Below are 16,691 nucleotides of genomic sequence, written 5' to 3'. Positions count from 1 at the left end.
TACTTTTGCTGTCACTGTACCCTTCAAATGATTTCGAAATTTTGAGAAAAAAACTAAAATGACACAATGTTGAAAAACAAGGGAAAACCCTACCTTGCACAAATTCATTGAATATTTATCTTAATAGTCCGAAAAAGATTTCATAATTGATACAAGATTATTCACATATTTATCGAGGTATTATTTTAGCATTAAGTGTGGTGCTTGCCGTGTATGTTGTATACCACTATTTTGGATAAAATAAGTAATTTATAAAAGTATAGTGAATGCTTCACTTATGTTATGTCTAAATTAAAGGATACTAATCTCCCTCCGGTAGGATCCTTTTTTATTTTTAATAAAAAAAGATAAATAGGTTTTATAAAATTAGATATCAAGATCTTTAAAGTATTCTTCCTTAACTAAATTTGGAATGGTGACTTTTAATTTAGGTTCAATTTCCATTGCTCGTTTGATCGCAAACATAGCCCCCTTATTTCGTGCCCATGATCTTCTAGTGATTCCATTATTCACATCCCAATGCAACATAGAGCGTAGTCTTTTTTCTGATGCTTCATCACCCTCCAAAAGCATTCCGAATCCACCATTAATTACTTCTCCCCAACCTACACCGCCACCGTTGTGGATACTTACCCACGTAGCTCCTCTAAAAGCATCGCCTATAACATTTTGAATAGCCATGTCTGCGGTAAATTTAGAACCGTCATAGATATTCGAAGTTTCGCGATAAGGCGAATCAGTTCCCGACACATCATGATGATCACGCCCAAGGACAACCGGCCCAATTTCTCCTTTAGCGATAGCATCATTAAAAGCTTTTGCAATCTCTATTCTTCCAATAGCATCTGCGTACAAAATTCTAGCTTGTGAACCAACCACTAGATTATTTTGTTGTGCTTCTTTAATCCATTTGATGTTATCCTGCATCTGCTGTTGTATTTCAACAGGGGAGCTCTCTTTTAATTTGTTAAGAACATTCGTTGCAATCAAATCGGTTTTTTCAAGATCCTCTGGTTTACCCGATGCACACACCCACCGAAAAGGTCCAAAACCGTAATCGAAACACATAGGTCCCATGATATCTTGTACATAACTAGGATAGGCAAATTCTTCCTTGTTTATAGCCTCAGAAGCCGCAACTAAATTTCCACTTTTATCTCTATGAACCTTAGCACCTGCTCTAGAGGCTTCCAGTAAAAAGGCATTTCCGTAATCAAAAAAGTAAGTTCCCTTTTTTGAGTGATTGTTAATTGCCTCGGCATGCCTCCGCAAACTTTCTTGCACCTTTGTTTGAAATTCACCAGGATTTTTAGCCATAAGTTGGTTTGATTCTTCAAATGATAAACCTACTGGATAGTAGCCTCCGGACCAAGGATTATGAAGGGATGTCTGATCACTGCCCAAATCTATATGAATATTTTCTTTATCAAATTCTTCCCATACCTCGACCACATTTCCCTCATAAGCAAAGGAGATTATTTTTTTCTCTTCTTTTGCCTTTCTTACTTTGAGAATTAAGCTTTTAATATCTTTTACTACTTCATCTACCCATCCCTGAGAGTGTCTTACTTCTACCGCTTTAGGGTTGACTTCAGCACATACAGTAATGCATCCAGCAATATTTCCAGCTTTAGGCTGAGCTCCGCTCATGCCTCCTAATCCAGAAGTTACAAATAGAGATCCCTTGCCAAGTTTGGCTCCAGTTGATAAGTTAAATTTTTTGGCCACCATGCGTAATCCATTTAGCACTGTGATCGTTGTTCCGTGAACTATTCCTTGAGGTCCAATATACATATAACTCCCTGCTGTCATTTGTCCATATTGTGATACTCCCAGGGCATTAAATTTCTCCCAATCATCTGGTTTGGAATAGTTAGGTATCACCATACCATTCGTTACGACCACTCTTGGCGCATTGGAGTGGGAGGGGAAGAGCCCTAAAGGATGACCAGAATTAATAACTAAAGTTTGTTCATTAGACATTTCAGCCAAATATTTCATTACCAGCCTATATTGCGCCCAGTTTTGAAACACAGCACCATTCCCCCCGTAAGTTATTAATTCATGTGGATGCTGGGCTACTTTATGGTCCAAATTATTATGAATCATATGCATAATAGCTTTGGCTTGTATACTTTTGCCCGGATAATCATCTACAGGTCTGGCGTATATTTTATAATCAGGACGATATCGATACATGTAAATTCTACCATAGGTGTTCAATTCATCCAGAAACTCTGGAAGTAATGCGGCATGATCTTTAGGTTCAAAATATCTTAGAGCATTTTGCAATGCGAGTTTCTTTTCTTGATTGTTTAAAATCTCCTTTCGTTTTGGCGCATGATTAATATCTAAGGCGTATTTTTTTTGTGCAGGTATGTTATTTGGGATACCCTCTAAAATCTGCATTTTAAAATCCATTGGAAATAAATTTTTATTATAAAATTCTGATTATTATATAAACATGTACTTTAAACCTTAAAAGCGGAAATAAAATCCTTTGAATTTTGAATGTGGTAAGACATAATTTGATCTTCTTTTACTATTGGCACCTTAGATCTGAAATTTTCTATAAAATCCTTTAAGAAAGGCGAGGTATCTTCTTTCCTGAAATAAAGTGCCTGGGACGAATTAAATAATTCTATTGCCAGAATCGTCAATACATTATTAGTCACTTTTAGAGCTTTCGTAGCTGCATTTGCTCCCATACTCACATGATCTTCCTGCCCGTTAGAAGAAACAATAGAATCTATACTGGCAGGAGAAGCATATTGTTTATTTTGACTTACAATACTAGCAGCGGTATATTGGGTAATCATAAAACCGCTATTTAAACCTGGGTTATTTACTAAAAATGGAGGAAGATCTCTTAATCCAGAGATTAACTGGTATATCCTACGTTCTGAAATATTGCCTAATTCAGCTATAGAAATACTAAGATAATCTAAGGCCAAAGCCAATGGCTGGCCATGAAAATTTCCACCCGATATTATTTTATCTTCTTCAACAAAAATATTAGGATTATCAGTTACCGAATTTATCTCGGTTATAAAAGTATTTTCAACAAAGGAAAGGGTATCTTTAGTAGCACCATGTACTTGAGGAATACACCTGAAAGAATATGGATCCTGAACGTTATTTTTTTCCCTTTTTCCAATTTCGCTTCCTTCTAAAATCTTTCGTATTCTTTCTGCAGTTTTAATCTGACCTCTGTGTGGTCGTACTAGATGAACTAACTCATCAAACGGCGATAAATTACAATCAAAAGCATCTATAGATACGGCTCCAATTATATTGGACAAATCATATAATTTCCTGCCCTTCATTAAATTGAAAATACCATAAGCACTCATAAATTGAGTTCCATTCAATAAAGCCAATCCCTCTTTAGATCTTAATTTTATAGGGTTCCATCCAAATTTTCTTAATACTTCGGCCGATTCCTGTTTAACCCCCTTGAAATATACTTCTCCTTTTCCCAGTAACGGAAGCGCCAGATGAGCAAGTGGGGCCAAATCCCCAGAGGCCCCCAATGAGCCTTGTTCATATACTACTGGAAGCACGTCATTATTATAAAAATCAATTAGCCTGCTAACGGTCTCAATTGTTACGCCGGAATGGCCATAACTAAGAGATTGTATTTTAAATAAAAGCATTAATCGGATAATAGATTTTGGAACTACATTGCCTGTTCCACATGCATGTGACATCACCAAATTCTCCTGCAATTCTATTAATTTATTAGGAGAAATTTTAACGTTGCACAATGATCCAAACCCAGTATTTATTCCATAAACAGGAGCTTGACTTTTCTCCAATTTTTGATCTAGATATTCTCTCGATCTGGTTATTTTTAATCTTGCTTCATCACTTAGCTTTAACTTTTTCTTTTCAGTTATAATTTTTTCAATTATCTCTATTTCAAGGTTTGAAGATGATACTATGTGAAATGACATAAGTTTAAATTAGGTGTAATTCGATTAGTTTTAAGAATAATTTTCACAATCCCCAAAATAATTTAATATTATTCAGTTTTTATGTAAAATTTAGAAGATTTTTCGTTTTTTAATAAAAATTTTTATTAAGTATCTGAAAAGCAGTGGTTTAATAATTGACTTGTAAAATTATTGTTAATTGTATTAACATATGTTTATATTTGAAATGAATGAAGAGCAGCTTTAGAAATATTATTTCCCTTAGCCTGGCATTATTAGTGGTATTTTCTACTTTATCTTTTACTGTAGAAAAACATTTTTGTGGGAAAACTTTGGTTGGAAAAGCAGTTTTTTCTTCAGCTAAAAAATGTAGCAGTGAAATGCACATCTGTGCTGCAGAAGATCGCGGCCATATGAACACCAAAAAGGATTCTTGCTGCTCAAATAAAAAAGAGAATATAGATGGTCAGGATGAATTAAAAACATCTTCATTCTCATTTGATTTTCTTCAATTCAATTATATAATTCCGCTTATATTTATTTCAGAGAATTTTCTCTATGAATTACCTTTTCAGGAAATTCCTCATAAATACTATAAACCTCCTTTGCTATTCGCAGATGTGCAGGTTTTTTACCAAGTATTCCTTATTTGATTTTTATTTAAAAAGATAGCTATAGAGCTACGTTCTAATGGAAGTATAAATTTTATTTCCATAGGGAAGTATTGGTAGTACACCAATTTTTTCCGGACAATCATTTTTATCTAAAATCAAATATTTATGAAAATTAAATTAAAAACTATTTTCACACTTTTAATAGTGTTATTAGTGCAATTGACCACTGCACAGGAAAAGACCATTACAGGTACTGTTTTAAATGAGAACGGAATTCCAATGCCAGGGGTAAACGTTTCTATCAAAGATTCTCAAATCGGGACACAAACCGATTTTAACGGAAAATATTCTATAAAGGCTAACTCCGGTGACGTACTAAGTTTCACATTTGTTGGGAAAAAGCCTGTAAATATTACCGTAGGCTCTGAAACGGAGATCAATATTAATATGGAAAAGAGCGCAGAATCGCTGAATGAAGTGATGGTTGTCGCTTATGGATCTTCAGATAAACGAAGTTTTACAGGTGCCGCAGAGACCGTAAACAGTGAAGCCCTAACCCGAAGTTCCACGGCTAGTTTTGAAACTGCACTTCAGGGTAAAGTTTCAGGTATAAATATTTCTACCTCAGGTCAGCCTGGAGGTAAATCAAATGTCCAAATAAGAGGGATTAGTTCTATTAGCGGTAATACTCAACCTCTATATGTTCTTGATGGAGTGGTGATCAATACTAACTCAAATCTTCGAGCAGGTGATTTCATGGAAGGATCCACCGGTTATAACCCTCTCTCTACTATCAATTCAGAAGATATTGAAAGCATAACTGTATTAAAAGATGCAGCTGCATCTTCTTTATACGGCTCACGAGCTTCAAATGGTGTAATTATTATCACTACAAAAGATGGTAAAAAAGGGGAAACCGAAATTACTTTAGGTCTTGAAACAGGATGGAGTCAAAACTTAACTGAAGAAAATCTTATCAATAATGAACAGTTTAAAGATCTTTGGATCGAAGGTCAAATAAATCAATACATCCAAAATAATGAGAACGCTGAATTTTCCAGAGTTTATGCTAACAATGATCTTTATAATGGCTACGAAGATCAGGCTATCAGTGATTATGAAGATGTGTACGGAACTACTAATGCGAATGCGGATTGGCTGAATGCATTATATCAAAATGGATTAACGCAAAAATATAATCTGTCGGCTAGAGGTGGAAATGAAAAAACTACCTTTTTCATTTCAGGAAATTATTTGGAACAAACAGGAACAATTATAGAAACGGGATTGAAACGATATTCCGGGAGAGTAAACTTAGAGAATGAGGCAAAAGAATGGTTAACACTTGGAGTAAATCTTTCGGTGGCAAAAACTGAAAGAAATGCAGCAAACTTTGATGGTTCTTATGCAGGAGGTCTAAACCCATTATATATGGCTCGCGTACTTCCTCCGGCTGCACCTATTTACGATCCGGAAGGTTATGGAGGTTTTGCAAACCTGCCTAACGATATAGAGAAAAATGCCAATCCTATTGGGGTATTAAAAGTCGGTGAATATGAGAATGCTGAATTCCGTGTTAGAGGAGATGCCTATGCAAAGTTCCAGGTTTTGGAACCGCTCAGCTTTAAAACCACGTTTGGGGTAGACCAACAAGCAATAGATGAAACGTTATATGATAACAAAGAGTTTGGTGCTGGAGGTGGAATATGGAATGGAGTACTTAATCGAGTAAAAAGTGAAGTTTTTCAATATACTGTAACCAATATTTTAAATTATAATGAAAACTATGGAAATCATGGTTTGGATGTTTTATTGGGACAAGAATCTCAGGTTTCCAACATGAATTCTATCAATGTCTATGGATATGATGTCTTAGACAGTGAGTTGTTATCTGCCAGTAGTATAGGAAGTTTATGGTCACATACCGGCTATGCGGAAAATTACGCCTTACTCTCTTACTTCTCTCAGGTTGCTTATAATTTTGATCAGAAATATTACTTATCTACAAGTTTCAGAAGGGATGGTTCCTCAAGATTTGGGAAGGATTCACGTTGGGGGACATTTTGGTCTGTCTCGGGATCCTGGGTCGCGACCGAAGAAGATTTTCTGGATATAGGTGATTTGGATTACCTGAAATTCCGAGGTAGCTACGGTACAAATGGAAATTTACCTCCACAATATTATGCAGCCCTGGCGTTTTTTGAAACTGATGGAAAAGGTTATGGTGGAAATTCAGGACTGTCCTATGGTCAACTACAGAACCCAGATCTTTCCTGGGAATTAAGTAAAAATTTCAATGTGGGAATGGATATCAATATATTCGGAGAATTAGATCTTACAGTAAATTACTTCCGTAAAAAAACTGAAGATTTATTGCTGAATGTTCCGGTTTCACCTACCACTGGTTTCATGACTCAATTACAGAACTTTGGAGAAATGATCAATAAAGGTTGGGAGTTTGAAGTAGGATATAATCCTATAGCAACAGAAGACTTTTCGTGGAGTACCAGCGCAAACCTTACTCTTCTTGATAACAAAATAACTAAATTAAAGAATGATATAGTACCTACATATAGTTCTAGATATGGTCAGGATCCCTTAATTATTAAAGAAGGTGAAAGTATTTATTCATTTTATTTACGGGATTATGCAGGCGTAAATCCATCAAATGGATATGCTCAATATCATGTACTTGAAAATGGTGAAAGAACTGGAGAGTTGACTACAAATGCTCAGGAGGCCGGATTTGGAATTTTTGGAGACGCTTTACAAGATTTTCAAGGTGGAGTTTTCAATCAGTTCAACTATAAAAATTTTACATTAGATTTTCAATTTACATTTGGTATGGGAGGGAAAGTGTATGATCGTACCGCATTTAAGCGCGATGACGATGGTTTTGCTCCCCAGTATACTAACACAATTGCCCAGCTTAATCCATGGAATCCAAATAATCCGGACGCTACAGTGCCTATTAGAATTAACGGAAATCCAACATTTTCGAATGATGTTTCCACCAGGCATTTGTATGATTCAGATTACCTAAAACTCAGAAACTTTAAAGTGACCTATAACCTACCATCTCTTGGTAACTCTTTAAAAGGAGGTTCAGTTTATGTGCAAGGGGATAATTTATTTTTATGGACAGAATTGGATGGCTACGATCCGGAAGCTGTTGTAGATGGGGTAAACTTTTTCCAGGTACCAACTGCAAGAACTATTTTATTAGGACTTCAATTACAATTTTAGAACTTAAAACATATTCAAATGAAAATATTTAAAAACAGTATTCTAATCTTAGGATTAGTAATGCTCCAAGGTTGCAGCGAAGATAAGCTGGACCAAAGACCAGATCATGTTATCTCAGAGAACCTGGTTCTGAATTCAGTGGAAAAACTTGATAAACTATTAACTGGAACTTACAACGAGATCTCCCGTAATACCTATCTGGGAAGGGTTTTATATAAAAGAGCGGCAGTAAAAGGTACAGATTTTAGATTTGTGAAAACTACTTTTAATCCCAGAAATTATGAGCTGATTGCTTATAAATATGAAGAAAGTAGTAATAGTAGCGGAAGCTGTGAAGATTTGTGGATTCAATCCTTTAAATCTATAAATAACCTAAACCTTATCATTAATAATATTGAGGCGGCTGAAGGTAACGAAGCGCAAAAGCAAGAGATCTTAGGTGAAGCTTTGGGTTTAAGAGGCATGATATATTTTGATCTGGCAAGAACCTTCTCCTACCCATGGATAAAGGAGGGTGCAGCATCCCAGGGATTACCTTTGAAACTTTCTTCGGATGAGATTGTAACCGAAAGAAGTAGTCTTGGTGAAACTTATGAGCAGATTATAAGTGACATGCAGAATTCACTAGACTTGTTAGAAGAAAATAGTTGGGCACAAGGTAGTACTCAATATTTAACAAAAAGTGGAGTTAAAGCTTTATTGGCAAGGGTTTATTTATATAAACAAGATTGGGAAAACGCTCTTAAGAATGCCAAGGAAGTAATTGCTACCAGAGGGGCCGAAAATCTTATGGGAGTCAATTCGTATGTATTTGAAGATTATAATTCTGAATCTATCTTCGAATTAAGCATTACAAGCCAGAATTCTTTGGGTAGTAACGGGCTGGGAGCCCAATTTGATTTTAAGAATGGAGGTCAGGGAGATATAATCGCTACTAAAACTTTTATTGAATTATTAAGTGCCTATGAAGGTGATCCAAGAGCCGCATTGCTTGAAGAAGATAAGGAAGGTACCCAGCAAGCATATATTAAGTACATTAATCGTAGTGATGGAGGCGGATTAAGTGCCCACAATATTCCGGTTATTAGATTATCTGAAATGTATTTAATTGCGGCTGAATCAGCAGCAAATGGTGCCGGTGGTGGCGAGACAGAAGCTCAGGACTTCCTTAATACGCTTATAGAAAACAGAACCACTAATTTCTCTTCTAATCAGGCCACAGAAACTGGGGAAGAATTAAAAGAAAGGATTGCAGAAGAGAGAAGACGTGAATTAGCTTTAGAGGGACATGGAATTTATGACTATATCCGTAGAGCTAAAAATATAAATCGTCCTGTTGATGAGCATGTAAATACCGGAGTAGATGTAGCTAATCTGGATATTCAGGCCACCGATAATAGAACCATTTGTCCAATTCCTGCTAGTGAAGTAGAAGCATCGGGTATGGAACAAACTGAAGGATACTAAAAAATAATTAAAAATCTAAAATGAGATAGTCTTAGAATTCAATGACTATCTCTTTATTATCAAATAATTATGGTAAAAAGAAAAACAGCCCTGAAAATAAGACAGGCACATAGATATCTGGGTATTTTTATAGGTATACAATTTATAATGTGGACTGTAAGTGGTTTATACTTCAGCTGGACCGATATAGATGAAATACACGGAGATCAATTTCTTAAAACAGAAATGAAACATCCCAATTTCTCAGGGCTTGGAAGTCCCGCAGAATTTAGTCCTGAAATTGAGATTAATTCTTTACAATTAAAAGAAGTTGCTGGGGAACCTTATTACTGGATTAACGAAGAAATTCTTCAGAATGCTAGGACAGGAGAGATTAAAGAGAGTTTATCCGAGAAAGAGGCAATGGAGGTAGCTAGACAACATATGATTGATGAATTAGAGGTGACTGGAATTGAAAGAATAACCTCTACAGGAGAACATCATGAATATCGCGGACGACCGCTTCCAGCCTACGTTATTTCATATAACACTTCTGAAAACATTAAGGCTTACGTCTCCGAAGCAGATGGAACCTTTAGAACTCTAAGGCACCGAGATTGGCGCTGGTTCGATTTTTTATGGATGACTCATACAATGGATTACGAAGGTAGAGATGATTTTAATAATATAATTTTAAGGGCATTTTCTTTACTCGGTCTTATTACGGTTTTAAGTGGATTCTTGCTATGGTATACCTCATCTCCAACAGTTAGGAAATTCACTAATAAAAAGAAGAAAAAAAACAAAAAGAAGAAGGCAGTAGCTTCTCATTAGGTTTTAATTCTAAAATAGATAATTAGCCAAAAATGGGCTGCTTCAATTGTGGCAGCCCATTTTTATAGCATTCAAAAACTAAGAATAAGAGTCTAAAGAGTTTGGTGCTTTAATTAAATGTGTTATTACAATTATTATTAGCATTAAAATTTAATAAATATTTATACGAATAATTATAAGAGCGCAAATAAATGTTAAGTAATAATTGGCCTTTAGGTACTTAACATAAATGTTTTGTCACTATAGTATTAATAAAAATCAATCGATCACATTGCTCAACATATCTTTAAATTAATGCGGGAGATATTATACGTTCTGAAATGGTTCAAAAATTATATCCACATAGGATCTTAAAAACTACTTTGTAATTACATCCATTGTGGTGGATAAATCTATTTAGTGTTTGAATTTTTGACGATAATTGGCTCAGGTCTTTTTTGCACACCCTGTGCATGCCTATTTAATTATCTTTGTAATGTGAAAATAATGGCATTCATATTATCTTTATATGTTCTGGGGCTTAATTTTTTAGCCTGTAATGATAGTGATACTTCACAAGATAATTCTGGCTCAGAAGTGATAATGGTTACTACCCAGAATTTTGATATCGACCATTCACATGATAAAGTAGCGGATTTATGCCCTCCTTTTTGTAGTTGCCATTGCTGCCATGTGCACACAGTAGATTTTGGTTCTTCAAATTTCAAACCATTGATTACGGAAATTCCATCAAAAGCCTTTGTCCATTTTGACAGCTCAGTGGAAGAACCTATTCTTTCCTTTTTAGATCCTCCAAAAGTTTAATTCAGTTTTTTTATAGGATAGTTATATCCTTTTTCATCCAAAGCCCTTGTTTTCTGAAGGCTAAAACGATATCGATTTCCTCTATTCGTGGACTGTCGAGATGTTTAACTGAATTAATTTTTTTATATGATCAATAGAATCATTTCATTTTCCATTAATAATAAATTTATTATTGGGCTACTCACCTTGGCACTTATAGGCACGGGTATTTGGTCCATGTCTACCGTAAATCTGGGATCGGTACCAGATATTACTAATAATCAGGTTCAGGTGATCACTCAGTCACCAAATCTTGCAACAGAAGATATTGAACAATTTGTAACCTATCCCGTAGAACTGTCGATGGGTAATTTACCTGGGGTTACAGAGATTCGCTCTATTTCACGCTTTGGACTTTCGGTAGTTACTATTGTTTTTAAAGATGATATGGGAACTTATCTCCCGCGTCAACTAGTACAGGAAAAACTTAATGAATTGGGAGAAACCATTCCCGATAAATTTGGAAGTCCTACTATGGGACCCATTTCAACCGGGTTAGGGCAAATTTATGAATACACTATTAAACCAGAAGAAGGATACGAAACTGAATATTCCCCCATGGAACTTCGAACTATTCAGGATTGGATAGTTAAGCGACAACTCACTTTACTGGAAGGTGTGGTTGAGGTAAATTCTTTTGGAGGGTCTATAAAACAATATGAGGTAGCAATTAACCCGGAAAAATTGAACAGTATGGGTATAAGTATCTCTGAAGTTTATGAGGCGCTGGCACGGAATAATGTAAATACTGGAGGAGCCTATATCGAGAAAAATAAAATGTCGAATTTTATTAGGGGTGAGGGCTTAATCCGTTCACTGGAGGACATCAAGAAAATTGCAATTACCACAGAAAACGCGATCCCGATAACGATTGGTGATGTTGCGGAAGATGTTCAGTTTGGAAATCAGGTACGCTACGGAGCTTTCACTCAAGACGGAGAGGAAGCCGTAGGTGGGATAATAATGATGTTAAAAGGCGCCAATCCCAATGCCGTAATTCAAGATGTTAAAGATAGAATGGCAGAAGTTGAAAAGTCACTTCCTGAAGGTTTGACCATAGAGCCAATTATTGATCGAAGTGATTTAATAGCACGAACAACCGATACTGTTAAAACAAATTTACTGGAAGGTGCATTGATAGTGATTTTTGCCCTGGTATTGTTATTAGGTAGTCTAAGAGGTGGACTTATTACTGCTACCACTATTCCCTTATCACTGCTTTTTGCTTTTATTTTAATGAAGCAATTCAATGTCTGGGCCAATCTAATGAGTTTGGGGGCAATCGATTTTGGAATCATTATAGACGGTGCAGTGATTATCATCGAGGGAACCGTATATGAAATACAAAAACGGATAAGATCTGGCAAGTTGAAATTCAATCAGGCTAAAATGGATGAAGTAGCCTATGATGCTGGGAGCACGATGATGAGCTCTGCATTTTTTGGACAAATTATTATACTTATCGTATTTACACCCATTCTTTTTCTTACCGGGGTAGAAGGTAAAATGTTTAAGCCAATGGCGTACACTTTCGGATTTGCCATGATAGGTGCTATCTTCTTATGCCTTACCTATGTCCCTATGATGTCTGCCTTATTTATGAAACCAATTCAGAATAAAAAGAACTGGTTTGGAAAGTTTGAACGATGGCTGGAAAAAATAAGTGACAGGATAATTGGCAGAATACAAAAAGTATACATGCCTTTATTAAAAGGAGCATTAAAATTGAAACTGATCGTAATTGGATCTGCCGCTGTTTTACTTGTGATAGCCGGTTTTCTTTTTTCGAGAATGGGAGGAGAATTTGTGCCTCAATTAGATGAAGGGGATATCGCCATGCAGGCTTTAATAAGACCAGGTAGTTCACTAACAGAGTCTATTGAAGTTTCTAAAAAAATAGAGAATATACTCTTAGAAAACTTCCCTGAAATTAAAACGGTAACGGCCAGGATTGGAGTGGCCGACATTCCCACAGATCCAATGCCCATGGATATCGCAGATATGTATCTAATCCTGGAAAAGGATAAGGACAAATGGGAAACTTCTGAAACTAAAGAAGGACTTATTGAACAGATCAAGGAAAAATTAAATGAAGATCTAACGGGTGTTAATTTAGTGTTTACCCAACCTGTAGAATTGAGGTTTAATGAGTTATTAGAAGGGGTTAGAGAAGATATTGCGGTAAAGTTATATGGTGAAGATTTAGAAGTATTGTCAGAGAAGGTACAGGAAATGGCCAATATTATCCAAACCGTCCCTGGTGCAGGAGATGTAAATGCCGAGAGAACCTCTGGCCTCCCACAAATGACTGTTAGATTTAACCGTGATAAAATTGCCCAATATGGACTGGATATTCAGAAAGTCAATGATTATATAAGCACCGCTTTTGCCGGAGGAACTGCCGGGGTCATCTTTGAAGGTGAAAAACGATTCGATTTAGTAGTAAGATTTGATGAAAACCATAGAAAGAATATTGATGACTTACGAGGAATGTATATCGACCTGCCCGATGGAACCCAGGTACCCATAAAAGAAATAGCAGATATTGACTATGTTCCAGGACCTATGCAGATCTCGAGAGATGACACATACAGAAGAACCTATGTAGGAGTAAATGCACGGGGAAGGGATGTAGAGTCTGTGGTTAACGACATCCAGCAAAAATTAGATGAAGAATTAGAATTACCACCCGGTTATTACATTACCTATGGAGGAGAATTCGAAAATCTTCAGAGTGCCAAAGATCGATTAGTGATTGTGGTACCAATAGCTTTATTCTTGATTTTCGTGCTTCTATATTTTGCCCTACAATCTTTTTCCCAATCTATCATGATCTATATGGCGATACCATTGGCTGCTATCGGAGGTGTTTTTGCCCTTTGGTTAAGAGGTATGCCATTTAGCATTTCCGCTGGTGTAGGCTTCATTGTACTATTTGGTGTTGCAGTTTTAAACGGACTGGTACTAATAAATAGATTCAATTCTTTAAAAGAAGAAGGAGTAACCAGTATAAGAGATAGAATTTTTACAGGAACCAAAGAACGAATACGCCCAATTATGTTAACAGCAACAACAGATATTTTCGGTTTTCTACCAATGGCATTTTCCACCTCTGCCGGTGCAGAAGTTCAACAACCACTTGCTACGGTGGTTATAGGTGGTATGCTTACAGCTACACTGCTTACCCTGGTTGTTTTACCAGTGTTATACACCATTGTGGAAAGAAAGCGTGAGAAAAAAGAACAGAAAAAGCTGGGTGCTTCTAATTCAGGATCTTTAGCTACGATTTTGATAATTGGCTTGATGTTAGGCGGAACCTTTTCCGTAAATGCACAATCTGATGCTGTTTCATCTGAATATCCACAACAGGATACTTTACAGACCATAAGTTTGGAAAAAGCCCGCGAAATAGCAATCAAAAACTTTCCTCAGCTAAAAGCCGCTCAGCTTGAAATTGAAAGTGAAGAAGTACTGCGTAAAACCGCTTATGATTTTGGGAATACCCAAATCTTTACTGGAAAAGAAGAGGTAGGAAATGGTTCAGATGGGATCTATACTCAAATTGGTGTTCAACAACAAGGCATAGATATTTTTGGAATTGCCCCCCGGTTAAAATTGCAAAAAGAAAGGGTGGCCCTTGCTGAAAATGCTTTAGAACTAAATACCTTAGAAGTGGAACGTGAAGTAAGCAGGGCCTGGGCTTCAGTTTATACAAGTAAAAAGAGGTATCAGGTATATAAGAAAATGGATTCAATTTTTGAAGACATTGAAAGGGCTGCAAGAATCCGATATGAGACAGAAGCTACTTCTAAACTGGAGTATCTTGCTACGTCCAATCAGGGAAACGAAGTAAAAATACAACTGGAACAAGCTTATCGAAATTACCTGAAATCATTGCAGCGTTTAAATTTATGGTTTGTTAGTGATACGATCTATGATGTACCAGATTTACCTGCCGAAGCATTAGATGAACCTTTAAATTTTCTGACAGAGTCACTCAAAACCCACCCGGCTCTTGAGGTTTCAGAACAGAGAGTTAATGTTGCAAAAGCTTTAACCAGAGAACGGAAATCTGAATTTCTACCAAAATTTCAGGGACAGTATGCCAGGCAGGAAATTAATGGGCAATCGGGTTTCTTCCAATATCAAATAGGAATTCAAATTCCGTTATTCTTTGGGCCTGAATTAGGCCGTACTCAGGAAGCAAAAGTGAATCGAAAGATTGCAGAGCAAAATTTTTACCAGGATAAACTCGAATTGGAAACTGCCTATAAAAATATGCGGGAAGAATTCATCAAATGGAGAAATTCATGGAATTATTATAAGGATGAAGCGCTTCCCTTGGCTAAAGAGCAACAGGAAGGATCTGTATTGGCATTTAAGGAAGGTGCTATAGATTATGTAACCTTCCTTCAAAATATAAGAGATGCCATTAGAATCGAGGTAAATGCCTGGAGTGCTTTTGATAATTATCTCGATAGCCGTTATCAACTCGAATATTACCTCGAAAAATCAAACTAAAATTAGAAAGAAAAACGATATGAATAAAAGATCAATAAATATTCTAATGCTTGCCCTATCATTCAGCCTGTTCTTTGGGTGTAAAGAAAATTCTGATACATCAGAAACAACTTCTCACGAAACTGAAGATTCAACTACGAATGAAGAAGGACCTGAAGGAGAAGAAGGCGGGATACGCTCGGTTCATCTTTCAGAAATGAAATTCAATAGTTTAGGGGTCAAAGTGGATACCTTACCAAGTAAAGCATTATCAGGAATAGTAGAAGCAAATGGACAATTAGAGGTTCCTCCTCAATATGAAGCTACCGTTACAGCTGTATTAGGAGGTAATATTAATTCAATAAAAGTTATTGAAGGGGATAAGGTAAATAAAGGTCAGGTACTGGCGTATCTATCCCATCCCAATTTAACTAAAATACAAACGGACTATATAAATGCCTATAACCGGATGCAGTTTTTGGAAAAGGAATTTGATAGACAAAAACGTTTGTATGAGGCAGAAGTTGGTTCCGGGAAAACTTTTCAACAAACACAGGCAGATTTTCAGTCGGTAAAAGGAGAGGTGAGTGGTTACGAATCCCAATTAAGGCAGTTAAATTTAGGTGCTTCCCAAATAAGAAACGGCACCCTCTACGAATACGTGCCTGTAGTTAGTCCTATTGCTGGCTATATAGAAAAAGTAAAGGTGCAAATTGGCCAATATGTGGAACCTCAAACCAGCATGTTTATGGTGGTAGATAATGAGCATGTTCATGCCGATCTAATGGTTTTCGAAAAAGATATTTATAAGGTAAAAGAAGGCCAAAAGATTTCTTTTAAGCTGGAGTCAGTCCCTGGAAGTGAACTCACCGGAAAAATATATTCAGTGGGGAAACAATTTGAACAAAATCCTAAAGCGGTGCACGTTCACGCAGAGATAGATAATAAGGAAGATTACCTCATTCCGGGAATGTATATCAAAGGAAAAATTAGGACAGGAGAAGAAGCAGTACCTGCATTACCAGAAGAGGCGGTGATAGAAGAAGAGGGAAATCCTTACATATTTACGGCTCAAAAACATCAGGAAGAGGGTAAAACAGAATGGGAATTAAAACCGGTGCAGGTAAGAACGGGGATCAGTGAAGATGGATGGGTAGAAATTAAACTGTTGGAGCCCCTTCCAGAAGGTACTTTAGTTGCGTATAACAATGCCTATTACCTGGTATCTGAAATGCAGAAAAACCAAACCTCTCATGGTCATTAAATAGAGCTT

9 protein-coding genes are annotated in these 16,691 nt (G+C 36.4%); 7 read left to right on the top strand and 2 right to left on the bottom strand.

All coding sequences use genetic code 11. The features are described from left to right. Positions 1-366: 366 nt before the first annotated feature. Positions 367-2,421, bottom strand: a complete 2,055-nt coding sequence (locus LGQ90_RS03560; RefSeq protein ID WP_229338176.1) for a urocanate hydratase — start codon at positions 2,419-2,421, stop codon at positions 367-369. Positions 2,422-2,471: 50 nt separating this feature from the next. Further along, on the bottom strand, positions 2,472-3,956 hold the full coding sequence (gene hutH / locus LGQ90_RS03555) for a histidine ammonia-lyase (protein ID WP_229338173.1): 1,485 nt from the start codon (positions 3,954-3,956) through the stop codon (positions 2,472-2,474). A 209-nt stretch (positions 3,957-4,165) separates the two neighbouring features. On the opposite strand from hutH, the gene LGQ90_RS03550 reads away from it, so the two are divergent. The 7 genes from LGQ90_RS03550 to LGQ90_RS03520 all read left to right on the top strand — a co-directional run bounded on the left by LGQ90_RS03550 (position 4,166) and on the right by LGQ90_RS03520 (position 16,682). Beyond that, positions 4,166-4,588: an HYC_CC_PP family protein gene (locus LGQ90_RS03550; RefSeq protein WP_229338171.1), complete on the top strand. Its 423-nt coding sequence runs from the start codon at positions 4,166-4,168 to the stop codon at positions 4,586-4,588. Positions 4,589-4,714: 126 nt separating this feature from the next. Further along, positions 4,715-7,795, top strand: coding sequence for a SusC/RagA family TonB-linked outer membrane protein (locus LGQ90_RS03545; RefSeq protein WP_229338169.1), 3,081 nt, complete (start codon positions 4,715-4,717; stop codon positions 7,793-7,795). An 18-nt stretch (positions 7,796-7,813) separates the two neighbouring features. Continuing rightward, complete coding sequence (locus tag LGQ90_RS03540) at positions 7,814-9,262, top strand: RagB/SusD family nutrient uptake outer membrane protein (RefSeq protein WP_229338167.1); 1,449 nt, start codon at positions 7,814-7,816, stop codon at positions 9,260-9,262. A 69-nt stretch (positions 9,263-9,331) separates the two neighbouring features. Further along, positions 9,332-10,075 carry a PepSY domain-containing protein gene (locus tag LGQ90_RS03535; RefSeq protein WP_229338165.1) on the top strand — a complete coding sequence of 248 codons (744 nt, stop codon included), beginning with the start codon at positions 9,332-9,334 and terminating at the stop codon, positions 10,073-10,075. 486 nt (positions 10,076-10,561) lie between these two features. Beyond that, complete coding sequence (locus LGQ90_RS03530; RefSeq protein ID WP_229338162.1) at positions 10,562-10,879, top strand: DUF6660 family protein; 318 nt, start codon at positions 10,562-10,564, stop codon at positions 10,877-10,879. 126 nt (positions 10,880-11,005) lie between these two features. Further along, positions 11,006-15,439 carry a CusA/CzcA family heavy metal efflux RND transporter gene (locus tag LGQ90_RS03525; protein WP_229338160.1) on the top strand — a complete coding sequence of 1,478 codons (4,434 nt, stop codon included), beginning with the start codon at positions 11,006-11,008 and terminating at the stop codon, positions 15,437-15,439. A 19-nt stretch (positions 15,440-15,458) separates the two neighbouring features. Further along, positions 15,459-16,682, top strand: coding sequence for an efflux RND transporter periplasmic adaptor subunit (locus LGQ90_RS03520; RefSeq protein ID WP_229338158.1), 1,224 nt, complete (start codon positions 15,459-15,461; stop codon positions 16,680-16,682). Positions 16,683-16,691: the final 9 nt, after the last annotated feature.

The sequence above is a fragment of the Christiangramia sediminis genome, assembly GCF_020552705.1.
In the GTDB taxonomy this organism is placed as follows: Bacteria; Bacteroidota; Bacteroidia; order Flavobacteriales; family Flavobacteriaceae; genus Christiangramia; species Christiangramia sediminis.
This window is presented reverse-complemented; position numbering and strand designations above follow the sequence as displayed.

Excerpts from the sequence above, each read along its gene's own strand:
- hutH (WP_229338173.1), bottom strand. The coding sequence starts at position 3,956 with ATGTCATTTCACATAGTATCATCTTCAAACCTTGAAATAGAGATAATT.
- LGQ90_RS03525 (WP_229338160.1), top strand. The coding sequence starts at position 11,006 with ATGATCAATAGAATCATTTCATTTTCCATTAATAATAAATTTATTATT.
- LGQ90_RS03550 (WP_229338171.1), top strand. The coding sequence starts at position 4,166 with ATGAAGAGCAGCTTTAGAAATATTATTTCCCTTAGCCTGGCATTATTA.
- LGQ90_RS03545 (WP_229338169.1), top strand. The coding sequence starts at position 4,715 with ATGAAAATTAAATTAAAAACTATTTTCACACTTTTAATAGTGTTATTA.
- LGQ90_RS03560 (WP_229338176.1), bottom strand. The coding sequence starts at position 2,421 with ATGGATTTTAAAATGCAGATTTTAGAGGGTATCCCAAATAACATACCT.
- LGQ90_RS03530 (WP_229338162.1), top strand. The coding sequence starts at position 10,562 with ATGGCATTCATATTATCTTTATATGTTCTGGGGCTTAATTTTTTAGCC.
- LGQ90_RS03520 (WP_229338158.1), top strand. The coding sequence starts at position 15,459 with ATGAATAAAAGATCAATAAATATTCTAATGCTTGCCCTATCATTCAGC.
- LGQ90_RS03540 (WP_229338167.1), top strand. The coding sequence starts at position 7,814 with ATGAAAATATTTAAAAACAGTATTCTAATCTTAGGATTAGTAATGCTC.
- LGQ90_RS03535 (WP_229338165.1), top strand. The coding sequence starts at position 9,332 with ATGGTAAAAAGAAAAACAGCCCTGAAAATAAGACAGGCACATAGATAT.